This is a genomic window from Sphingopyxis sp., assembly GCF_035686825.1.
Classification (GTDB): Bacteria; Pseudomonadota; Alphaproteobacteria; order Sphingomonadales; family Sphingomonadaceae; genus Sphingopyxis.
Map to the genome: position 1 here is coordinate 754,885 of NZ_DASRYZ010000003.1, position 21,424 is coordinate 776,308.

At 64.0% G+C, this 21,424-nt stretch carries 25 protein-coding genes and 1 tRNA gene; 15 read left to right on the forward strand and 11 right to left on the reverse strand.

Features of this window, described 5'->3' with window-relative positions; genetic code table 11:
* Window positions 1-3 precede the first annotated feature (3 nt).
* The gene (locus tag VFG17_RS08190) at window positions 4-1,329 is read right to left on the reverse strand and encodes a restriction endonuclease subunit S (RefSeq protein WP_325028965.1); all 1,326 of its coding nucleotides are present in this window, start codon (window positions 1,327-1,329) and stop codon (window positions 4-6) included.
* The gene (locus tag VFG17_RS08195) at window positions 1,319-2,920 is read right to left on the reverse strand and encodes a class I SAM-dependent DNA methyltransferase (protein ID WP_325028966.1); all 1,602 of its coding nucleotides are present in this window, start codon (window positions 2,918-2,920) and stop codon (window positions 1,319-1,321) included. The genes VFG17_RS08190 and VFG17_RS08195 overlap by 11 nt, the downstream gene beginning before the upstream one ends.
* Before the next feature lie 525 nt (window positions 2,921-3,445).
* Between VFG17_RS08195 and VFG17_RS08200 the strand changes: the two genes are divergently transcribed.
* Window positions 3,446-4,543, forward strand: coding sequence for an IS110 family transposase (locus tag VFG17_RS08200; RefSeq protein ID WP_325028967.1), 1,098 nt, complete (start codon window positions 3,446-3,448; stop codon window positions 4,541-4,543).
* 365 nt (window positions 4,544-4,908) lie between these two features.
* Here VFG17_RS08200 and VFG17_RS08205 read toward each other — a convergent pair whose 3' ends face one another.
* A complete protein-coding gene (locus VFG17_RS08205; protein WP_325028968.1) occupies window positions 4,909-5,139 on the reverse strand; it encodes a hypothetical protein in 231 nt (76 codons plus the stop codon).
* A gap of 98 nt (window positions 5,140-5,237) precedes the next feature.
* Between VFG17_RS08205 and VFG17_RS08210 the strand changes: the two genes are divergently transcribed.
* From VFG17_RS08210 to VFG17_RS08220, 3 genes are all read left to right on the forward strand, one after another.
* Window positions 5,238-5,792 carry a hypothetical protein gene (locus VFG17_RS08210; RefSeq protein WP_325028969.1) on the forward strand — a complete coding sequence of 185 codons (555 nt, stop codon included), beginning with the start codon at window positions 5,238-5,240 and terminating at the stop codon, window positions 5,790-5,792.
* Window positions 5,785-6,090 (forward strand): sigma-70 family RNA polymerase sigma factor, encoded by a 306-nt coding sequence (locus VFG17_RS08215; protein ID WP_325028970.1) that lies wholly within the window; start codon window positions 5,785-5,787, stop codon window positions 6,088-6,090. Before VFG17_RS08210 ends, VFG17_RS08215 begins: the two co-directional genes overlap by 8 nt.
* Window positions 6,091-6,519: 429 nt before the next feature.
* On the forward strand, window positions 6,520-8,175 hold the full coding sequence (locus VFG17_RS08220) for a recombinase family protein (RefSeq protein ID WP_325029095.1): 1,656 nt from the start codon (window positions 6,520-6,522) through the stop codon (window positions 8,173-8,175).
* Here VFG17_RS08220 and VFG17_RS08225 read toward each other — a convergent pair.
* A tRNA-Arg gene (locus VFG17_RS08225) sits at window positions 8,134-8,210 on the reverse strand. The genes VFG17_RS08220 and VFG17_RS08225 overlap by 42 nt on opposite strands.
* Before the next feature lie 69 nt (window positions 8,211-8,279).
* Here VFG17_RS08225 and VFG17_RS08230 point away from each other — a divergent pair.
* Window positions 8,280-9,071, forward strand: coding sequence for a queuosine precursor transporter (locus tag VFG17_RS08230; protein WP_325028971.1), 792 nt, complete (start codon window positions 8,280-8,282; stop codon window positions 9,069-9,071).
* Between the two features lie 6 nt (window positions 9,072-9,077).
* Window positions 9,078-9,476, forward strand: a complete 399-nt coding sequence (locus VFG17_RS08235; protein ID WP_325028972.1) for a hypothetical protein — start codon at window positions 9,078-9,080, stop codon at window positions 9,474-9,476.
* Here VFG17_RS08235 and purQ read toward each other — a convergent pair.
* Window positions 9,438-10,103 carry a phosphoribosylformylglycinamidine synthase subunit PurQ gene (purQ, locus tag VFG17_RS08240; RefSeq protein ID WP_325028973.1) on the reverse strand — a complete coding sequence of 222 codons (666 nt, stop codon included), beginning with the start codon at window positions 10,101-10,103 and terminating at the stop codon, window positions 9,438-9,440. The two genes, VFG17_RS08235 and purQ, sit on opposite strands and share 39 nt — an antisense overlap.
* Window positions 10,104-10,116: 13 nt before the next feature.
* Window positions 10,117-10,347: a phosphoribosylformylglycinamidine synthase subunit PurS gene (purS, locus tag VFG17_RS08245; RefSeq protein ID WP_295323054.1), complete on the reverse strand. Its 231-nt coding sequence runs from the start codon at window positions 10,345-10,347 to the stop codon at window positions 10,117-10,119.
* A 191-nt stretch (window positions 10,348-10,538) separates the two neighbouring features.
* Here purS and VFG17_RS08250 point away from each other — a divergent pair, with 191 nt between their 5' ends.
* The 7 genes from VFG17_RS08250 to VFG17_RS08280 all read left to right on the forward strand — a co-directional run bounded on the left by VFG17_RS08250 (window position 10,539) and on the right by VFG17_RS08280 (window position 16,334).
* Window positions 10,539-10,712, forward strand: coding sequence for a (2Fe-2S)-binding protein (locus tag VFG17_RS08250; RefSeq protein WP_081933078.1), 174 nt, complete (start codon window positions 10,539-10,541; stop codon window positions 10,710-10,712).
* A gap of 101 nt (window positions 10,713-10,813) precedes the next feature.
* Entirely contained in the window at window positions 10,814-11,296 is a 483-nt protein-coding gene (bfr, locus tag VFG17_RS08255) for a bacterioferritin (RefSeq protein ID WP_325028974.1), read from the forward strand.
* A gap of 315 nt (window positions 11,297-11,611) precedes the next feature.
* Window positions 11,612-12,031, forward strand: coding sequence for an addiction module antidote protein (locus VFG17_RS08260; protein WP_325028975.1), 420 nt, complete (start codon window positions 11,612-11,614; stop codon window positions 12,029-12,031).
* A gap of 286 nt (window positions 12,032-12,317) precedes the next feature.
* Window positions 12,318-13,913, forward strand: a complete 1,596-nt coding sequence (locus VFG17_RS08265) for an ABC-F family ATP-binding cassette domain-containing protein (protein ID WP_325028976.1) — start codon at window positions 12,318-12,320, stop codon at window positions 13,911-13,913.
* A gap of 296 nt (window positions 13,914-14,209) precedes the next feature.
* Window positions 14,210-15,373, forward strand: coding sequence for a hypothetical protein (locus tag VFG17_RS08270; RefSeq protein WP_325028977.1), 1,164 nt, complete (start codon window positions 14,210-14,212; stop codon window positions 15,371-15,373).
* 145 nt (window positions 15,374-15,518) lie between these two features.
* Window positions 15,519-15,674 carry a hypothetical protein gene (locus VFG17_RS08275; RefSeq protein ID WP_325028978.1) on the forward strand — a complete coding sequence of 52 codons (156 nt, stop codon included), beginning with the start codon at window positions 15,519-15,521 and terminating at the stop codon, window positions 15,672-15,674.
* Between the two features lie 162 nt (window positions 15,675-15,836).
* Window positions 15,837-16,334 (forward strand): hypothetical protein, encoded by a 498-nt coding sequence (locus VFG17_RS08280; RefSeq protein WP_325028979.1) that lies wholly within the window; start codon window positions 15,837-15,839, stop codon window positions 16,332-16,334.
* Between the two features lie 311 nt (window positions 16,335-16,645).
* Here the strand turns inward: VFG17_RS08280 and VFG17_RS08285 are convergent, their stop codons facing one another.
* Complete coding sequence (locus VFG17_RS08285) at window positions 16,646-16,885, reverse strand: DUF2171 domain-containing protein (RefSeq protein ID WP_325028980.1); 240 nt, start codon at window positions 16,883-16,885, stop codon at window positions 16,646-16,648.
* A 139-nt stretch (window positions 16,886-17,024) separates the two neighbouring features.
* Here VFG17_RS08285 and VFG17_RS08290 point away from each other — a divergent pair, with 139 nt between their 5' ends.
* Both VFG17_RS08290 and VFG17_RS08295 read left to right on the forward strand, forming a co-directional pair.
* Entirely contained in the window at window positions 17,025-17,768 is a 744-nt protein-coding gene (locus tag VFG17_RS08290) for a hypothetical protein (protein WP_325028981.1), read from the forward strand.
* 5 nt (window positions 17,769-17,773) lie between these two features.
* Window positions 17,774-18,394, forward strand: a complete 621-nt coding sequence (locus tag VFG17_RS08295) for a hypothetical protein (protein WP_325028982.1) — start codon at window positions 17,774-17,776, stop codon at window positions 18,392-18,394.
* On the opposite strand, the gene VFG17_RS08300 is transcribed toward VFG17_RS08295, so the two are convergent.
* The 4 genes from VFG17_RS08300 to VFG17_RS08315 all read right to left on the reverse strand — a co-directional run bounded on the left by VFG17_RS08300 (window position 18,391) and on the right by VFG17_RS08315 (window position 21,272).
* Window positions 18,391-18,966 carry a thermonuclease family protein gene (locus VFG17_RS08300; protein WP_325028983.1) on the reverse strand — a complete coding sequence of 192 codons (576 nt, stop codon included), beginning with the start codon at window positions 18,964-18,966 and terminating at the stop codon, window positions 18,391-18,393. The genes VFG17_RS08295 and VFG17_RS08300 overlap by 4 nt on opposite strands.
* Before the next feature lie 117 nt (window positions 18,967-19,083).
* Window positions 19,084-19,395, reverse strand: a complete 312-nt coding sequence (locus VFG17_RS08305) for a hypothetical protein (RefSeq protein ID WP_325028984.1) — start codon at window positions 19,393-19,395, stop codon at window positions 19,084-19,086.
* Between the two features lie 55 nt (window positions 19,396-19,450).
* Complete coding sequence (locus VFG17_RS08310; RefSeq protein WP_325028985.1) at window positions 19,451-20,143, reverse strand: DsbA family oxidoreductase; 693 nt, start codon at window positions 20,141-20,143, stop codon at window positions 19,451-19,453.
* 478 nt (window positions 20,144-20,621) lie between these two features.
* Entirely contained in the window at window positions 20,622-21,272 is a 651-nt protein-coding gene (locus VFG17_RS08315; RefSeq protein ID WP_325028986.1) for a glutathione S-transferase family protein, read from the reverse strand.
* Window positions 21,273-21,424: the final 152 nt, after the last annotated feature.

Genomic DNA, 21,424 nt, shown 5'->3' on the forward strand with positions numbered 1-21,424 from the left:
CCCCTATGCGGCGGCAATCGAATTTGCCGCGTCATCCACGCGAAGCTCGCCAGACAAGAGTTTAGGGAGAAGCGCATCACGAAGCTGCTCCAGATTCTGGCATTCGGCAAGACGTTTGCCAATCTGCGCTATGTGAGAAAGAGCAATTTCGTTGAAGGCCTCAAGCACTTTGCCATCATCCGAAGCAAATTGTTGTTCGGACATATATGACCAATCCGCCCTTGGCATCCGCGTTCCTGTTGATGCGCCAGATGCAGAGGCAACAAACTTTTCTTCGCTGAAGCCAAAATACATGAGCGCCCGGTATTTCTCGGATTTGGCCCGAAACACAAATATGTCGGACGAAGCGATGCCCTCAAACGACATGACCGACACTTTGTGAAAATATGGCCTCAGCTTGCCGAACAGCAAATCACCTGCCTTGAAATACAGCTTTCCGCTTTCAACGTCACTGGCGTAGCCGTGGCTGTCCATGCCAAGCGATTTGCGTGGCATGTGCTCAAGTCCGACATAGGGTGTTTCGGGCGGCAGAGCCTTCGGGTCTGCCGTTGATCGAACAGACCCGGCAATTTCGTCGGCGCGCTTCCAAAGCCACCCCTTCGGCAAGCCATCATCGTCAAAGCCATCGGGGAACAACGCGGCGATGTCGGCAGGCAGGGCAGTGTCGCGGCCTTCGGCTTTGGCGTGAACAGGGTCGAAATCGACAAACCAGCTCTTAAATAGCGCCCGCGCTATTTCCTCCAGCGTCATGGCCATCTGGCGGTTGAGGTCGATCTTCATGTCGAGGCCTAGCAGGACGCCACCGATTGAAATCTGATCGTCAATTGGAGGCAATGTGATCTCGAACACTGTTCTTTGGTCGGTGAGCGAGATGTAAGGTGCCATGTCAGTTTGTGCAGCGGACCAACTCATCTGGTGCCGCATCTCTTCTGAATGAAGGGCATAATACAGCCAACTCGGGTCAATCCTGCGAGGGTTCAATGACCGCCAAAAGCAAAGCTGCGGAGAATAAATGAAGGCTGGATCATCGGGACGCACTAGCGCCATTCGACCGATCGTGCCCTTCGTCGTTATCACAGCGTCGCCTGGCTGAGACCGTTTGTTGCCGACTGATGCAAGCGACGCTTCACCAAGTAGGTCAACACCTGTCGTATTCACACGCCCGTTGACATCGCCGGCCCTAACAAAAGGTAGTCCGGTATCAGCCATTTCCGAATTTTTCGCACGATAGCCGTCGCCAATCTCAAGCCAGCCGTTGCCAATAAGCTGAGAAACTTTCAGTTTCGCCCAATTGTCCGGCAACTGCGATGCTGGCGCATCACCAGCCATAACCAACCCTTTTCAGTTGGTTGCGAATTTCCATATCAAGCACATTCCCGCGCTCCATCTGTGTCTTCAGCGTCGCGTTCAGGCGGGCCATCTTGTCCTTGAAGAGCTCGTCATCTTCGGCCTGCGCTGCCTGCTCCACATACATGCCGGGGGTGAGAACGAAACGCTTGGCGGCAATGCCCTCAATTTTCACTGATTTGGCGAAGCCGGGCACATCCGCATACTTGCCGTTCTTTTCCCGCCACGCGTGATAGGTATCGGAAATGGTCGCCACGTCTGTTTCGGTCAGCTCTTTCAGCGTCCGCGTAACCATCGTGCCCATGTTGCGCGCGTCAATGAACAGCACCTCGCCGCGCCGGTCACGCAGCTTCTTATCCTTCACTATGCCGTTCGATTTGTCGCGGGCGACAAACCACAGGCACACCGGAATCTGCGTGGTCGAAAAGAGCTGACCGGGGAGCGAGACAATGCAGTCGATCACGTCCTTTTCAATCAGCCGCTGGCGAATTTCGCCTTCGCCGGATTGCTGGCTGGACAGCGAGCCGTTGGCCAGCACAAAGCCGGCTATACCGTGTGGCGCCAGATGGTAATAAATATGCTGGACCCACGCGAAATTGGCGTTGCCCGATGGTGGCGTGCCGAACTGCCAGCGCGCATCGCCCTGCAATTTCTCCTGCCCCCAGTCGCTGGCGTTGAACGGCGGGTTGGCGAGGATATATTCCGCCTTGATGCTAGGGTGCATATCCTCGTGGAAGGTGTCGGCCCACTTGCTCCCAAGGTTTGCCTCTATGCCTCGGATGGCGAGGTTCATCTTGGCCAACCGCCATGTCGTGGGGTTGGATTCCTGCCCGTAGATCGAAATGTCGTTGCGCCCGCCCTCGTGCGCTTCGATGAACTGTTCGGATTGCACGAACATGCCGCCTGACCCGCAGCAGGGGTCATATACTCGGCCCTTGAAGGGCTCGATCATCGCCACCAGCAGCCTCACGACGCACCCGGCGGTGTAATACTGTCCGCCGCGCTTGCCTTCGGCGATGGCGAACTGGCCAAGGAAATATTCGTAGACGCGGCCCAGCACGTCTTGCCCGTGATGCTCGTCGCGGAACGCTAGATCGGAGAAAAGCTTGACCACCTCGGCCAGCTTGGTCTGGTCCAGCTCGGGCCGGGCATAGTTCTTGGTCAGCACGCCTTTCAGCGTGGGGTTCTCAGCCTCTATCGCCAGCATCGCCGCGTCTATAAGCTCGCCGATGGTCGGCTTGGTGCTGGTGGCGTTTTCCTTGAGATATTCCCACCGTGCATGTTCCGGCACCCAGAACACGCTTTCAGCAGTGTAGGAATCTTTCTCTTCAAGCAGCTCATCCCGGAGCACGTCAGGGATGGTCTGATCCGACGCAATCTCATTGCGCCGCTCATTGAAGCGGTCAGAAATATATTTGAGGAAAATAAGCCCCAGAGCGACGTGCTTGTATTCCGCCGCGTCCATATTTCCGCGAAGCTTATCGGCGGCGGCCCACAGCGGCGCCTCGAACGAGCGCGTAGCTGAAGCATTTTTTGGCTCAATTCGAACCTTTTTGGGTCGCCCCCGAGCCATATGAATCACCCCTGTAAAGCATTATTTTTTTGTTCTTTAGCCAGAGAATGCTCGTTGTCCTAGCGCCTCGTTGCCCCTCCCCAAGGATGGTCTTCCCGAACTGGATGGTCACCAAGGCAAGCTCGAGGATATGGGTGACGGAAGCCGCCGCATCTTTTAGCCTCATGGTAAGCCATTGAAACTTGCTGGAAAATTGATCGCTGTATAGCTCGAACTGCCTATAACCTTACAGTAAGCCGTTGAAAAGTAACCACAATACTCCCGGAGCTGGCACCGCTTTTATCTTGCCTTCCACACCGCCTCCCATTTTCGCTGTCCTGCAATGTGAAACGGCCCGCCCGCTATCGAACGCTGCGGATACGCGTCCCTCGATCATCCCTTCCGCCAGCCTCGCCATATCCCGAAATCCACTGTTAATTATGATGGCTCAGCATCGTCTGCGAGACTCGGACGCCGTGAGTTTGAATAAGGCCCAGACCTTGTATCGAGTGCGGCGCCGGGTCGTCCTGATTGGGAGATAGTCAGGTGGGCGAGCGACTTTGGGTCGGCCTCGATGTCGGTGTTCATATGACCTCGGCTTGCGTGCTCAACTCTGCCGGGGAAACGATGCTTGAGCAGGACTTTGCCACGTCCGTGGCGACTGTGGACGCGATACTGCGCCCCTTGTGCTGCGACAAAATGGGTGTGATTGGCATGGAAGCGGGATCGACGAGCATCCATCTCGCTCGCGGCCTCCGTCGTCTCGAATATCAGGTCGCCGTATTTGAATGCCGACAAGTCAGCGCCTACCTCGGCATCAGGAAGAACAAAACAGATCGCAATGACGCTCGGGGCATCGCAGAAGTGGCGCGGTTGGGACGCGGCACAGTTTCAGAAGTGGCAATCAAGAGCCTCGCCTCTCAACGCATCCGGTCAATGCTGGTCACTCGGCAGCATCTCCTCAGAATGCGGGTTGGCGGTGAGGCCGGAATAAATGCGTTGTTCCACCTATACGGTGGCAAGTTACCAAGGAGCACTTCAACAGCGGTGCTGAGACGGAACACACTAACTGAGATTGCTCGACTCCAGAGGGACGAAAGGGTTGATCTTAAGGAAGATATCGAGCCAATTCTCGACTTATGTGGGCGCCTACGCGCTCAGATTGAAAACCTTGATCAATCCCTTGCAGCAATGGCCAGCGAAAACGAAGTGTGCCAGCGATTTATGGGCATTCCTGGCGTTGGGCCAATCACCGCACTCTCATTCTATAGCGCCGTTGACGACCCCGAGCGCTTCCGGAGAAGCGCAGACGCCGGCCCATATCTCGGACTTGTCCCCCGTGTTCGCCAATCCGGCGGCACGGTCGCGCGCTTTCGTATCAGCAAAACCGGAAACACCATGACGCGGCAACATCTTGTGGGTGCCGCTATGGTCATTCTGAGGGCGACGACCAAAGAGTCTGAATTGAAAAAATGGGGCCTTGGTTTGCGCGAGCGTCGAGGTTGGGGCAAGGCCCGGGTTGCCGTCGCGCGAAAGCTGTCATCTGTCATGTTGGCTATGTGGAAGAATGGCAGCGAATTTAACCCTTCGCCCCGAAAGCGTACGCCTATTGGCAATGGCCTAGCGGAAATTAACTCCCCATAGCGGGAGCGGCAGACCCGAACGCCGGATTCGGAATTAGGGGGCCAACCCTGAAAAATAATTTGGCGGGGTCTGCCGATATGCAACCTGTTGCGCCTGCCGAGCGTGCAGCGATGGCAGAAACGCCGCGCCCAAAATGCGATGTTGCCGGGCCTCGATGCTTCGCATCGGACCCACAATTTACAGTCACACACCTCACGCACGGGTGCATAACGCTTTTCCGCCACTTTTTGAGAGGCTAATCCGACTACACAGCCGCCCCGTTTGTTCAAAGTGACGGTTTTCTGCGAAGTTTCGAGGGTGCGCATCGCACTCTGTTCGGACGCGAACTCGGCGGACGAAAAACGCGCGAGCGGCGAATCGGCCGCTTAGGGTTTCTGCTCTTCTTCTCGCCGTCGAAGCTCCCGCTCGACGGCCTCGCGAATAAACTTCGCAAGCTGCCGGTTTCCGACCTGCGCTTCAATTCGACGGATTGTGTCCACCGATAGCCGGATGGTCGTTGCTTTCATTCCGAGCGGCGGGCGTCCCATGCCGTCGTCGCTATCGGCCTCTCGCTCAATCTCAAAGAGAATCGCGTTAATGACATCGTTTATTTGCATATACGCTACCGTTTATGATATAAACGATAGCGTAAACAAGCCTTGGTTTTTCGGCGGACGATGAACTGAGGTCGAATCACACAAGCGACGGAGGCGACATGATCCACAATGCCCATAGCGCCCGATCGAAGTCGGTCAGGAGAGGCACACAGCTAGCCACCCCGATTACGCCGTCCTTTGGCGAGCAGCCGACCGCATTCCCCGAACTCGTGAGATCACGCGCAGGCCGGGTGTTGAGCGAAGCTCGCTACCGAAACGGCGAGAGTTTCTATGTCGCAATTGCAGAATTGCGCTTCGGCAATACGAGCGACCTACTCTACCACACCGGCATCGTGGTCCAGATGGCGCTAAGCTCGCATCTCATGGACGTGGGTTTTGATGATCGATGGTGCGCCCGGAACATCGGCCTGCACATCGGTAAGTCGCTGGCATATGCCAATGCGACCGGCCTCAATTGTCGATCCCCCGAACTGGAGCGGCTGACCCCTGTCCTGTCGCCCTACAGCGTCTGGCGCAATCCGGACCTGAATGGATCACGGCCCCCGCCCCCCGCATCGCTGCCGGACATTCCGCCCCTGCTCCGGGACTTACTCGATCATGTGCGGGGTGTGACGGGTCACCCCCACCCCCGGCGGAGGAAAGCTCATGGCTGACGACAACATGGCCGTTCGCTTCGCGCGCACGATCCGTAACCTGCTCGTCCCGCTGCCGGTCGTTCCGAGCTGCGACGAAAATGTTGATCCGGAGATCAGGCGGGTTGAGCAAGCCATTGCTCGCTTGCCAAAGCGCACCCGCGAGGTGTTCATGATGCACCGCTTCGACGATCTGGGTTACGACCGTATCGCGCACCGGCTGGGTATCAGCGAAAAGGCGGTCGAGCGGGAGATGGTCAGGGCGTTGCTGGCTATTCGCAAGGCTAGGAAAGATCATGCCCGCGAGCTTCCCAAATAGCCTTCTGGCAAGGTCGCCGATGGCAGTGATTCGCGACGCGAGGCCAGACCCAGACCCGAAAGCCGCAACGGCGCCAGCATCCCATCTGCGCCATCGATTGTTTTTCTACCCCACCGTACAACGAGCGGCCCGGAATGGCGGATTGTTGTTTCATCGCGCCACGAACTGCGCGACCGTTGCATCATGGCCCGCCCCTCCCCCGAGCGAGCGCCAAGCGCATCGGAGCAGCTTGAAGCGCTGCTCGGCAAGCCTTGGCCGTTTCCCGGTCGGCCTCCCAAGCATGACCTCTCGACATGGCGCGTCATCAACGACTGGCCCGATCCCGTTCCGGTCACGTTGGCGGAAGTCGAAGCGTTCGAGCGCTGGTTTGGCGATCTTTTCGACGAGTTGTTTTCCCCATCCATTTGAGCTGCCCTTACGGAGATTGCCATGACTGCGCCGCACACCATCACGGGGGCGCGCGCAGCCCTCTATCTTCGTGTCTCGACCGCGAGGCAGGCCGAACATAATGTGTCGATCCCCGACCAGCGGCGACAGGGCGAGGACTGGTGCGCCGCGCGCGGGTTCAAGATCGTCGAAACATATGTCGAACCCGGCGCCACGGCGACGAACGACCGCCGCCCCGTTTTCCAGCAACTTATCGAGGCCGGGACGTCCAAGCCTGCCCCGTTCGACATCGTGGTCGTCCACAGCTTCTCGCGCTTCTTTCGCGATCATTTCGAACTAGAGTTCTATGTCCGCAAGCTCGCTAAGAATGGCGTGAAGCTCGTCTCCATCACGCAGGAGATGGGCGACGATCCGATGCACGTCATGATGCGCCAAATTATGGCGCTGTTCGACGAGTATCAGTCGAAGGAGACCGCCAAGCATGTGCTGCGCGCAATGCGCGAGAACGCACGGCAAGGCTTCTGGAATGGGTCGCTGCCGCCAATCGGCTACCGCGTCGTCGCGGCCGAACAGCGCGGCGCGAAGATCAAGAAGCGGCTGGAGATTGACCCCTTCCATGCCGAGACGGTGCGGACCATCTTCCGGCTCGCATTGCAGGGCGACGGCGGCTCGGGATCGATGGGGGTCAAGGCTATTGCCGCTTGGCTCAACGAGAGGTCAATCCGCACCCGCGATGGCGGGCGCTGGGGCCTTGGCGCGGTCCATCAGATACTCACCCGCACGACCTACACCGGGCGCCACGAGTTCAATCGCCGGGGCAAGGACAGGAAGCTCAAGCCGAAGTCGGAGGCCGTGTTGGTCAATGTGCCCCCGATCATCGATCAGGGGGCGTTTGACGCGGTGCAGGCGCACTTGCAGGCCCGCAACCCCAAGAAAGTGCCGCCGCGCGTCGTAAGCGGCCCCACGCTGCTTACAGGGCTGATCCATTGTGCAACGTGCGGCGGTGCCATGACCATCCGCACCGGCAAGGGTGGCCGCTATCGCTATTACACCTGCTCGACCAAAGCACGGCAGGGGCCGATGGCCTGCTCCGGCATGACGGTGCCGATGGAGAAGCTGGACGATCTGGTCGCAAAGCATCTGGAGGACGAGCTTCTCCTACCCGACCGGCTGGAAACCATCCTGTCTGCGGTTTTGGATCGGCGGCAAGAGCAGACGACGCGCAAGCGCGCCCATGTCGCAGAACTCAACAAGCGAGCTACCGAAGCCGAGCTGCGACTAAAGCGGCTTTACGATGCCATCGAAAACGGAATTGCCGAGGTCGACGACGCCGACCTCAAGGAGCGCATAGCGACCCTCAAGGCAACGCGCGATCAGGCAAAGGCCGACGCCGAGCGCGTCAGAACCTCGCTCAGTGCTGAAGGGCGGAAAGCGGTCGCGCCCGAGATGCTAGCGAAGTTCGCCAGCGCCGCGCGTGAGCGGATGCGAAATGAGAATGGCGGCTATCGCCGTGATCATCTCCGCGCGCTGGCACAGCGGGTCGAAGTGGATACCGATGAGGTTCGGATTCTCGGCTCAAAGAGTAATCTGCTGCAAGCACTGATCGCGGGAGCCGCCGAAACAAAGCCGGGCGCAGTGCCCAGCTTTGTTCCGAAGTGGTGCGCCCGGCAGGATTCGAACCTGCGACCACCCGCTTAGAAGGCGGGTGCTCTATCCAGCTGAGCTACGGGCGCGCGGCACGGCTGTGCCGGGCGCGAATAGCGCGGTTTGCGTCCGCCGCAAAGCAGGTTAAGCAGCGGCCGATGACCGATTCCGACGCGACCCCCGCCAAACCCGCGCCCGTCAGCGCCGGAAGCATCCGGCACTTTCGCTATTACGACCTCGTCATGGCCGCTTTCGTCGCGGTGCTGCTGCTGTCGAACATCATCGGCGCGTCGAAGCTGTCGATGGTCGGCGGGCTGACCTTCGGCGCGGGTATCCTCTTCTTTCCGATCAGCTATGTCATCGGCGACGTGCTGACCGAGGTCTATGGTTATGCGCGCGCGCGGCGGGTGATCTGGACCGGGTTCGCGGCCCTCATGTTCATGGCGGTGATGAGCTGGATCGTGCTCGCGATGCCGCCGGCGCAGGACTGGTGGTGCAGCGGGACCGAGACGCTGACGCTGAAATCGGGCGCCGACGCGGCGGGCCCCGGCGCGGTCTGCCAGCAAACCTATGAAAGCGTGTTCGGCGCCGCCTGGCGCATCGTGCTCGCATCGATGGCGGCTTTCTGGGCCGGCGAGTTCGTCAACTCCTATGTCCTCGCGCGCATGAAGCTCGCGACCGAGGGACGCCACCTGTGGATGCGCACGATCGGCTCGACGATTTTCGGGCAAGGCATCGACAGCCTGATCTTCTATCCCATCGCCTTTCTCGGCATCTGGGAAACCGAACAGGTGTTTCTGGTCCTCACGACCAATTGGGCGATGAAGGTCGCGTGGGAGGCGGCGCTGACCCCGGCAACCTATGTCGTCGTCGGCGCGTTGAAGCGCCGCGAAGGTGTCGACGTGTTCGACGAAGGCACCGATTTCAACCCTTTTGGCGCCAAGGTCTGATCGCGAATGACCCTGATCGAAATCGCCTCGCTGTTCGAGGCCCGCAAACTGTCGGTGATCGAAGCGACCGGCTTGGGCAAGGATGCGCTGCACATCTATTTCGGCATGGCGCTGTTTCTGGCGGTGCGCTTCGCGTGGCGCGGTCGCGGCGGCTGGGTCGCGGCGTGGCTCGCGGTGCTCGCGATGGCCTGCGGCGGCGAATGGCTCGACCTGACCATCGAATATAGCAATGCGACGGTCCAGCCCGACGCCGAGCATTGGCACGACATCTGGAACACGATGTTCTGGCCGACGGTGCTGCTGCTCGTCGGCCGCTGGCTGCAACCGCAGCGCGACGCGCCGGACGCCTCCGATCGCGATCGGGTCCTAGGCGAGGACGCCGAGCGCCGCCTCGAACAGGCGTAGCCCGTCGGTGCCGCCATGCGCGCGGTCGATCGCGCGTTCGGGGTGCGGCATCATACCGAGCACATTGCCCGCATCGTTGAGCACGCCCGCGATGCCTCGCGCCGATCCGTTGACTCCATCCGCATAGCGGAAGGCGACGCGCCCTTCGCCCTCGATCCGGTCGAGCGTCGCCGCGTCGGCGAAATAATTGCCGTCATGATGCGCGACGGGGATGTCGAGCGTCTCGCCCGCCTGATAGCCAGCGGTGAACAGCGACTGGCTGTTCTCGACCGTCAGCGGCACGGTGCGGCACACGAAATTGAGGCCCGCGTTGCGCATCAACGCGCCCGGGAGCAGCTGCGCCTCGGTCAGGACCTGAAAGCCGTTGCACACGCCGAGCACCGGCACGCCGCGCCCCGCGGCGTCCGAGACCGCGCGCAGGATCGGCGACCGCGCCGCCATCGCGCCCGAACGCAGATAATCGCCATAGGAAAAGCCGCCGGGGAGCGCGATGAAGTCGGTCCCGTCCGGAAGCGCGCTTTCGCGGTGCCACACCATCGCGGGCGCCTTGCCCGTTACAGCCTCGAGCGCGACCGCCATGTCGCGGTCGCAGTTCGAACCCGGAAAGACGATGACGGCGGTCTTCATGGCCTTGGCTCCTTTACGGCCGTTCGATGCGATAGTTTTCGATCACCGTATTGGCGAGCAGCCTGGCGCACATCGCGTCGAGATCGGCGTCGCTCGTCCCGTCGGCGACGTCGAGCTCGATGAAACGGCCGGCGCGCACGTCCGATACGCCGCCGAAACCCAGCCCTTCGAGCGCATGATGGATCGCCTTGCCCTGCGGGTCGAGCACCCCCGGCTTGAGCGTCACATAGACATTCACTTTCATCGGGGCGGACCTTTGCTGGGAAGGGCGGGAAGATGGGCGCGCCTATGCCCGCGAATCACTTCGGGGGCAAGGGGTGGGCGGCGATCGCGACGCCAAAAATGCGGCTGTCCGGATTGCGAACCAATCGCATCTTTGTTGTTGCGAATCTCTCGCACTATCCCTAAATCAGCATTGTTGAGAAGGATTCGCACATGGTCGTCTGTGTCTGCAACGCAATAAGGGAAAGCCAGCTGCGCGATGTCGCGCGGAGTGGCCAATTGCGGTGCGCCAAGGCGGCCTATGCGCAATTGGGTCGCAAACCCAAGTGCGGACAATGCCTGTCATTCGCTCGCAATATCATCAGCGACGCCGCCGCCACCGCCTGATTTTTCTTGGTTTTCCGCCATTTTTGACCTTGGCCTGATGGGGCCGGGGCGCCTATAATGCGCCCACTCCATTCCCAAGACGAAATGACAGGATAGACACCATGAAGGGCGACGAAAAAGTCATCGATTTCCTCAACGAGGCGCTCAAGAACGAGCTGACCGCGATCAACCAGTACTGGCTGCACTATCGCATGCTCGACAATTGGGGCGTCGCGCGCCTCGCCGCGTTCGAGCGCGAAGAGTCGATCGACGAGATGAAGCACGCCGACAAGCTCGCCGATCGCATTCTCTTCCTTGGCGGCCTCCCCAACTTCCAGCTGCTCGGCCGCCTGCGCGTCGGCGAAACGGTCGAGGAAATCCTCAAGGCCGACCTTGCGGTCGAGGAAGAGGCGATCCCGCTGCTCAAGGACGCGATCGCCCATTGTGAAGGCGTGCGCGACTATGTCAGCCGCGACCTCTTCGCCGACATCCTCGAAAGCGAGGAACATCATGTCGACGAGCTCGAAAAGCAGTTCGAGATGATCGAGCGCATGGGCATCGAAAATTATATCCAGCTCCAGTCGAAGCCCGCCGGCGACGACTGAGAATCATCTAAGAATCAATCGTCGCCCCCGCGCAGGCGGGGGCCGCTGTCGGCCTATTCCAGCGCTGCTGGATAAATCGCTAGCGGCCCCCGCCTACGCGGGGGCGACGTGAACCTGCGGATTCACGTCGTTTTCAGGGGCGCTTTCGGGCGCCTCTTTTTTTGCTTGTATTTGCGAATAATTCTCAATAGCAAGGTGGGGCAGTCCCCTCCTGCCGGCCGCTGCAACTTCAAGTTGCCCCAAAGCGGCCGGCATCTTTTTCCGAACGGGGCGAAGCGGACCGAGGGACTGCACGGGCCGGGAGAAACGAACCTCATGCAAAGCAGCGAGCTGATCCGCCAACTCACCGAACAGCCGCTGGTGCGCGACCTTTCGGTCGAAGCGGCGCAGGCCGTCCTCGCGCTGCGCTACTGCATTCTCTGCCGCCGCAGCGAGCGCGACCCGATGCCCGAACTCGAACGCCGCTGGGGCAATATCCTCGCGGCGCGCCGCTATCGCCTCGTCGTCGAGGCGATCGGCCATGTCTGGCCCGAACCCTTCGCCGTCGCCCCGCCTTGCTGCCCGCGCGTGAGCTTCGACGAGGCGCTGCTCGCCGCGATCGTCGGCGCCGCCGCGCGCCGTGATCGCGTCCAGTTCGACTGGCTGACCGCCGAAATGCTCGGCAGCGACGCGCGCGAAATGCTGTTCGTCGCCCTCGAAAACTTCATCCGCGCCCGCGCCCCGCGACCGGTGTGATCGGCGGTTTTGGGGTGGGGAGCGGACGGCAAACTACCCTCGCTTCGTCATCCCGGACTTGATCCGGGATCCACGACGACGGCGCAGCTATGGATCCCGGATCAAGTCCAGGATGACGATGAAGGAACGTCCGCTCCCGGTCGAAACCGGATGTTCCACGAAGACAAATTTGCATCCGTCCCCCCGCCTCCCTACATTGCTCCCTCAATCGCACCGGAGACTTTCGCCATGAACGACAATCTGACCGCAACGCCGCCCCGCCTTGCCGCCAGGAAAGTCCTTGTTCATGTCTCCCGTTTCTCCCTCGATCACCATCGCCAACCTCGGCTGGTCCGCGCCTGACGGCCGCGCCGTCCTTTCGGACCTCGATCTCCATTTCCAGCGCGAGCGGGTCGGCGTCGTCGGCCGCAACGGCGTCGGCAAATCGACGCTGCTACGCCTGCTGACCGGCGAGCTTTCGCCCGCTAGCGGCAGCATCGCCATCAACGGCAGCATCGCGATGCTGCGCCAGACGGTACAGGTCGCGGCGCACGAAAGCATCGCCGACCTGTTCGGCGCGCGCGCCGCGCTCGCGCTGCTGCGCAAGGCCGAAGCCGGCGCGGCGAGCGTCGAGGAAATCGGTGAGGCCGACTGGACGCTCGACGCGCGGATCGACGAGGCGCTCGCGGGCGTCGGCCTGCCGCTCCCCGCCGACACGCCGCTCGCGGCGCTTTCGGGCGGTCAGCGCACCCGCGCCGCGCTCGCCGGCGCGATGTTCGCCGCGCCCGATTTCCTGCTCCTCGACGAACCCACCAACAATCTCGACCGCGAGGGCCGCGAAGCCGTGCGCGATCTGCTCGCCGGCTGGCGCGGCGGCGCGATCGTCGTCAGCCACGACCGCGAACTGCTCGAGGAGATGGACGCGATCGTCGAACTGACCGGCCTCGGCGCGGCGCGCTACGGTGGCGGCTGGAGCGCCTATCGCGCGCGCAAGGATATCGAGCAGGAAGCGATCGAAGCCGCGCTCGCGGGCGCCGAAAAAGAACTCGGCCGCGTGCGGCGCCAGGCGCAAGTCACCGCCGAGCGGCAGGCGCGCCGCGACGCGGGCGGCAGGCGCAAGGCGGCGCGCGGCGACGAGCCCGCGATCCTGCTCGGAACGCTCAAGCGGCGCGCCGAAGAAAGCGTCGGCGCGAACCGGCGCCTCGCCGAACGCCAGCGCGCCGAGGCCGAGCAGGCGCGCGACGCCGCGCGCGGCAAGATCGAGGTCGTCGATCCGCTCGCCGTCGCGCTGCCCTCGACCGGGCTCCCCGCCTCGCGCACCGTGCTCGCGCTCGACCGGGTCAGCGCGGGCTACGCCCCGGATCGGCCGGTCATCGAAGGCCTGTCGCTCACCCTCACCGGCCCCGAGCGCGTCGCGATCACCGGCCCCAATGGTTCGGGCAAATCGACCCTCCTCGCGCTGGTCGCCGGGACGCTCGCCCCCTGGTCGGGCGAGGTGCGCGTCGGCGTCCCGTTCGCGCTGTTCGACCAGCGAGTCGGCCTGCTCGATCCCGCGCGCTCGATCGCCGACAATTTCCTCGGCCTCAATCCCGGGACGACGAACAACCAGTGCCGCGCCGCGCTCGCGCGCTTCCGCTTTCGCGCCGACGCCGCCGACCGTATCGCCGGGACATTGAGCGGCGGGCAGATGCTCCGCGCCGGTCTCGCCTGCGTCCTCGGCGCGCCGCGCCCGCCGCAATTGCTGATCCTCGACGAGCCCGGAAACCATCTCGACATCGAATCGCTCACCGCCATCGAAACCGGCCTCGCCGCCTATGACGGCGCGCTGCTCGTCGTCAGCCACGATGCGGCGTTTCTGGACGCGATCGGCGTGAACCGAAAAATCGCGCTCGGCCCGGAATGATCCGGCGCGAAGTCGGCGTTGGGGTGGGAGTGGAGGTTCAAAAATCCGATCGAACCGGCCAGTTCATCCGCGCCCAAAAATGAAGTCCGCCGGCAAGCCGACGGACTTCAAGAGAGCAAGATGGCCTTGGTTCCACCTTCCTCGGGTCGCAGGCCATTCATGGCCGATTCGCCCCCTTGTTTCGCTACCCACCTGGGTAGGGCGCCGATTTTTTTCATTTTATCGCATTGCGCTTGCTATCGTCCTTCCGCTCCCGTCAAATGCCCGGGCTGCGTATCTTCTGTGGGGAGAAGTGCATGCAGAGCGACCCGCGACGCGCCATAACCGCCGGCCATAATGCGCCGGCCGAATGGGAGGTGCTCAACGCGCTGATCGGCGAAATATACGATTCCGTCCTGCATCCCGAAAGCTGGAACGAAACCCTCGCCCGCATCACCGGCGCGCTCTGTCCCTTGAGCTGGGAGGCCGCCTTCATCCTCTGGGAAAGCAGCAATCCGCCGAGCGCGCGCTTCGTCGCGGCGACTGGCCTCGCCGCGGGAATCCAGGAAATCTACACCGCAGTCTACGCCGGTAACCACCCCTGGTCGCGCAAGTTCCAGCGCTATGGCAACGGCAGCGTCGTCGACAGCTTCGACATCATGACGCGCGAGGAATTCTACGAAACCGAATTCTTCCGCAATTTCCTCAAACCCTATGGCATCGACCGGCTGGTCGGGGTGCTGCTCGACCGCCGCGACGGCGACCGGCTCGGGCTGATGCTCCCCGGGCCGGGCGACCGCGACGTCGAACGGCTGAAGCGCGGCCTGCGCGTCCTCGCCCCGCATATGCAGCGCGCGATGCGGATCAGCGACCGCATCGCGACGCTCGACCTTGCCGCGGGCGCCGCGCGCGCCGCCGCCGACGCCGCGCCCTTCGCGATCTTCAGCCTCGACGATCAGCTCAATATCCTTGCCGCCAACGCCCGCGCCGCGCGTTACGAACGCGCAGGCTTCATCCGCACCGCGCAGGACCGCTTCGCCTTCACCCATCCGCCGAGCCAGAAACGGCTGCTCGATCTCGTCAAGAGCCCCGATCCCGCCGGCCTCGCTTTCCAGACGATCGGCGATGTCGACCGCGAGTGTCCGGTGCTCGTCGCGCGCGTGACGCGACAATCGGCACAGCAACTCGGCGGCGTCCGCCTCGGCGCCTCGCTCATCGTCACGCTCGGCAGTTCGCCGGGCGAAACCCCGGTGGTCGAGATCGACCGCGTCGCGCAATGGTTCGGCCTGACCCCGGCCGAGGCCCGCCTCGCCGTCGCGCTCGCCGCGGGCGACACGCTGCAGGATTATGCCGCGCTGCGCGCCGTCAGCCTCAACGCGGTGCGCTTCCTTTTGAAGGGCATTTTCCGCAAGACCGGCGCGACCAGCCAGGCGCAGCTCGTGGCGCTGCTGGCTAGGCTGCCCGCGCCGCGCGAAGCGTAGGTCCGCTATCTGGCGCGAGGCGGCCGATGGACTGGCCTGAGACCGCACACCGCGCAGCCGCCGGGGTTAACCGCCCCGGCGGCGCGGCGAAACGCTCCCCGGCGCAGCGCCGCGATGCTATGATGCCCGCGAAAGGAGAAAGCCCATGCAGGCCGTAACCGAAGGCGACCGCCGCAAGGAGGTGCGCAACCTCCTCGACCAGATTCAGGCGCATCCCGAGCGCGACTGGACCGCCGCACGCCGCCGCATCGCGACACTCAACAAGCTGATTGCCGCGCCGCCGCGCCCGCGCGCGCACTGACGCCCGCCACTCGTCGCCCGGATGCGACCGTCCGTCGCATCCGGGCGCCCCGCGATGCAACGAGCGGACATCGCGCCGGTTTCTCCGGCGAAGGCATCGACGCCGCCCCTCACCCCCCCCCCCGGGGGCGGCGTCGATGCCGACCAAATCATGGAGAGAGAGATGCGCAAGCCCCCCGCTCTTGGCGCGCTGGCCCTTCTGGCAACCGCCCCCGCCCTTCTCGCCGCAACCCCCGCGTTCGCGCAAGTCGCTTCGCCCGCGGCCACCGTGGGCAGCGACGGCGTCGCCAACGTAAATCTCGTCGGAAAGGTCGGCCTTAATGGCAACGCCGCGGTTCAGGACGCGGCCACCCCTGTCGGCGAGGCGGTCGATCAGGTCGATGGCGCCGCCCAGAAAAGCGTCGATACGGCGAACCTCACTCTGGCGACGCGCGAACAGGTGCGCGCCGGCGCCGAACTTTACGGCACCGACGGCAGCAGCGTCGGCACGGTGCAGAGCGTCGAGGGTGACGTCGCAGTCGTCGTGCGCGGCGGCAAGCTCTACAATGTGCCGCTCGCCGAAATCTATCATGGCGCGGTGGGCGCGACCCACGGTCTCGTCACCAAGCTGTCGAGCGCCGAGATTCAGGCGCGCACGACCGCCGAGGTCGAATCGCGCTGATATCGAACAAGCCGCGGCGACCTCCCGCATGGAGAGACGTTGCCGCGCGCTGGGGGAGCCGGGTGCACCTGGCTCCCCGCCCGACCGAATAGAGAGACCGCATCGCGTCCGCGATCGGGGAGGGAGCCGGAATGCCGGCTCCCTTTCGCCGTTTCGGTGCCCCGGAAATCTCGGCCCGGCGGTCCCAGCGACCTCGCTGATCACCAAGCCGCCCTGCATATGAAAACGGCCCGCCCCAGGGGAAAGGGCGGGCCAGTTCGGTGCCGGCGCGCCCGATTGCGCGCCCGGCCCTCTATTGTTCGCTGGATCGACTACTCGGCCTCTTCGAACAGGTCGACCGCATTGGCCGCGTTCGCCGACAGGCGCACCGTGTCGCCCTCGACCGCGGCGACCAGGCCGGCGGGCAGGTAATGATGCTTGCCGTCGCCGCTGTCGGCCCTGGTCAGCTTGATGCGTTCGCCTTCGAGATGGTCGACCGTGCCGACATGGACGCCGTCGGCGCCGACGACGGTCATGTCTTCCTTGATCGCGCTATGGTCATGCTCTGCCATGGTCATTCTCCTTGCCGCTCCGGGGGAGGGAGCCTGGCGATGATACGCATGGAAAGCGAGTCGGCTCCATAGGCCAGGACGGGACGCCCGAAAGCCGCGCCGGCTTTCCAAAAGGCGCTCGCGACGCTAGCCTCCGCTCATGCGCCATCTCCTCTCCGCCGCCGCACTCGCGCTCGTCGCCACGCCGCTGAGCGCATACGCCTGCTCGGTCGCGGCGGGTTATCGCGTGCCGACCAATATGGAACTTGTCGAGGACGCGGACCTCATCCTGCTCGGCACCGTGACGGGCGGCAATTTCGAACCCGACGGCACCGAACAGCAGATGATCGCGATCGAGCCCGTCGAGGCGCTCAAGGGCGCGATGCCGTCGGCGCCGATCGCCCTCCCCGCGATGATCGCGACCGACGGTGCGGTCCAGCTCAGCAATCCCTATGAACTCGAAGAGGCGCATCCGCAGAGCCTCGCCGGCGCCTGCGTCCGCTATATCTTCCCGCGCGGGTCGCGCGTGCTCTTCTTCCTCGACCGGCAGGACGGCGGCTGGCAGGTATCGGGCGGGCCGTTCAGCCGCTGGGCCGAGGATGTGCTGACCGACGACGCGCCATGGCTGCAGGCGGTGCGCTTCTATGTCGCGGTCGCGAAGCTGCCCGAGGAGGAGCGCGCCGCCGCGCTGGCCGCGCGCCGCGAAGAACTCGCCGCGATCGACGATGATCCCGTCGCGCAGCTGATCGCGGCGGACATCGGCCGCCAGCTCGCAGGCCCGAACGCGCCACTCAGGGATGAGCTGCCCCCGCCCGACGACGCGGCGGCGGACAGCGCGGCCGACGCCGCTGCCGACGCCGCCGACGCGGCGCCCGAACTCGACCCTTCCGGCCCCGAAACCTGACGCCGATGCGGCTGCCGACCTATGTCTACAGCCTGATCTACCCCGGCTTCCTCGGCAGCTTTCTTTACGGCTCGCTCACCGCCCCCTTCCCCGACGCGCTGCACGTCTGGGCGGCGCTGCTGATGCTCCTCTATTTCGGCGCGCAATATGGCGAGGGCGCTATCGCAGCCTTCCCCGGCGCCGACGGCGTGCGGCGCTACGGCGCGCCCGAGGCCGCGGTCGACCTCGCCGAAACGCTCGCGATGGCGGCGATCATGGCGGCGATCGGGGTGTTCGGCGGCGCGCCGACCGGGCTCGTCGGCCGCCTGTTCGACGCGGGCAACGATGCCGATCACTGGCTGTGGATGGCGCTCGCCTTCGCGCTGCCGCCGATCGCGCGCGTCGCGCTGTCGATCGTCGGGCGCGCGACCGACCGGCGCAGCCACGACCTCAAGGCGCACCAACGCCTGACCTTGCTGTCGCTCTCGGCCGCGGCGGGCGCGATCATCGGGCTCGCCAATCCCGTCGCCGGGCTGGTGGTGATCAGCCTCGCGCTCGGCATCTATCTTTTCGCCTTCATCTTCAAACCGTCGCTCGGCCGCGGCACGGTGCACGAGGCGCTATGGGGAACCCCGGGGGAGGATTAGCACCAGGGGCGCCGCGCGCCTTCCCACGGCCGCGCCAACCCCTCGGCGACCAGCGCCGACCCGACGCTCCCGCCGTCGCGCGTGACGATGCGCAGCTTGCGCCCATAGCGATCGGTATCGCGACCGGTGCTTTCGAGACTGAACGACCCGGCATTCAGCCAGTCGCGGAGCCGCCCGGTCGCGGCCTCGCCGAGCGCCGCCTCTTCGGCGCAGCGCGCGGGATGCGTTTCGGGCGTGTCGATGTCGGCGACGCGATATTTCTCGCCCGCGAACCAGAAGGTGTCGCCGTCGACGACGCAATCGCGCCCGCCGCCGCTGTGGCAAAAGCCGAAGCGCGCCGATAGCGCATCGCGCGTCCCCGCTCCTTCCGCCGCGAAGAGTGCGGCGACAGGGGCGGGCACGGCTTCAAAACCGGCCGGGAAGTGCTGAAAAGTGGCAAGCGCGGCAACAAAGGCCACCGCCATCACCGGCGTCAGCCACAGGTTCGATCCGATAGGGCGCCGCCGTCCGCGCACCGGCCTGCGGCGACGAACGGCATGGCGGCGCGGAGGGTGAAAATCGGGTCCCGACATGCCGGCGAGTCTACCGGCGGAGGCTTAGCGAAATCTCAACGAGGCGCATCCGCTATGGTGAGCAAACAGCATCGATCGCGCCCGATGCGGCGCCATTGCAGACTGCTTCAGGGCCGATCAGGGCGCGCCACGCGGTTCGTCATCCTCGACCCCGCCGGGGCCCAGCTCGTCATCCTCGTCATCGTCGCTTCGCTCGCCGCGATAGGCGTCCATGTCGATGCGGCCCGACCGCTCCATCTGGCGCATATGATCGACCAGATCCTGCACATCGTCGCTCGCGTCGCCGTTCGGCTTCTTGTCGCTGTCCTCGAGCCGCGCCTCGCGCCGCGCCGCCTCGGCGACGCTCTGCGCCTGCGCCGCCTCATCGTCCTGCTCGCGGTTGCGCGCCTCGGGGGCATCGGCTTCGGGTTTGCGGGGATCGTCGATCATGGCCGGTTCCTTTCAGGGGGAAACCCGAAAACGCGCGGAGCCGGACCGGCGTTCCTCAGGCGGCCGCGGACAGCACCTTATTCTCGATCACGCGGATGAACACCTCGGGGTCCTGCGCGCCGGGAACCAGCATCCGGCCGTCGAGGATGAAAGCGGGCACGCCGGTGATATTCCGGTCGGCCCAATAGGCTTCCTCGGTGCGCACCATGTCGCCAAACTCACCCGTGCCGAGGATCGCCGCCGCCCGGTCGCGGTCGAGCCCGACCGATGCCGCGACATCGGCGAGCACTTGCGTGTCGCCAACATCGCGATTGTCGGTAAAATGCGCCTTGAACAAGGCGAGCTTCAGCTCGGTCTGCACACCCGTAGGGCCGTCCTGATCGGGCTCCTCGATCGCCCCCGCCCAGGTCAGCAGACGGTGCGCGTCGAAACTGTTGCGCATCCGGAAAGCGGGGCCGCGGTTGAAGGCGAAACCGAGCTCGTCCGCGATGCTTGCGAGCCGCCCCGTATTGGCGCGGCTCTGCTCGGCGCTGATGCCATATTTGCGCATCACATGCGCGGCGGCATCCTCGCCCTCGGGCGGCATGTCGGGATTGAGTTCGAACGGATGCCACTGGACGCGAAAGTCCAGCCGGCCCGCGAAGTGATCCATGACCTTGCGGAACTTCAGCCAGCCGATGATGCACCAGGGGCACATCACGTCGGACACGATGTCGACGCTCAGGCGCGGCACGCGCGGTTCGGTCAAAGCCTGTCTCCCGTCGGCGCGTGCCGCCGCGCTCAGTCGGAGCGGCGATCCTTGCCCGTTCGCCGGTCGCCCTTGCGACGATCCGGCCCGTTGTAATTCGGGTCATCGCCCGCACGACGGTCACCCGACCGCCGGTCCGAACGCGCCCTCTTCTCCTCATCGCTCGCCATATGCTTCCTCCCCACCACAAAGGAAAACGGAAAAGCGACCCGGCGCACAGTAACTCACAAAAAGGTTAAAAAGACAAGCAACGCCGGAAATCCGCCGATTCCGGGGCATCGGTTTTGGGGTGGGAGCGGACATACCCAATAACCGTCGCCCCCGCGAAGGCGGGGGCCGCTGTCGGTTTAACGCAACGCCGCTGAGTAAGGCCGCTAGCGGCCCCCGCCTTCGCGGGGGCGACGGCCGATTTCGGCCGAAACCGGTCGTGTCGCGCGGCGATGGGAGGGGATATCTCAGCTATCCGGCACCCCCCGCCTCAGCTCGCCAGCACGCGCTCGATCAGCCGCTCTTCCTTGGCGATCCACGGCGCCATGCTCGGCCGCGACAATATCTCCTCGCTCCACGCCGCGATCTTCGGGTGCACCGCCGCGTCGATGCGCGCGCCGCAATGGCGGAAATTCATCAGCGGCGACGCGACCGCCAGATCGGCGAGCGTCAGCCGGTCGCCGACCAGATAACCCGATTCCGGGATCGCGCTTTCCAGATAGGCGAGCAGCTTCGGCAATTCTTCGCTCTCGGCCTGCGCCGCCGCCGCGAGGTCGCCCTCGCGGCCGAGGAATTTGGGCGCGACGATCCGATTGAAGAACATCTTGCCGCTGCACGCCGCGAACACCGTGTCGCCGAATTCCTCCCACCAGATCACGCGACCGCGATCCTCGGGGTCGGCGGGGATCAGCGCCGGCTCGGGATATTTCGCCTCGACATATTGGATGATCGCGCTCGAATCGGCGAGCAGGAAGCCACCATCGTCCATCGCGGGCATCTTGCCGAGCGGCGAGGCGGCGCGGAACCCCGGGTCGGGGTCGCCGATGCCGACGCCCTTCAGCTCGAACTCGATCCCCTTCTCGCCCAGATAACCGAGCAGCTTGCGCACGAACGGCGACACCACCGACCCGTAAATGATCATCGCGCTTCTCCTTTTTCCCGGATTACCATAAGCGAAGGGTTGCGGATCGCAACCCGTCCATCGCAGCCGCATCGGCACGAAATAAACTTGCCATCGGCGGCGCGGCATGGAACATCGGGTGGTGGAGGGGGGCGCTGCCAAGGCAGCCATCA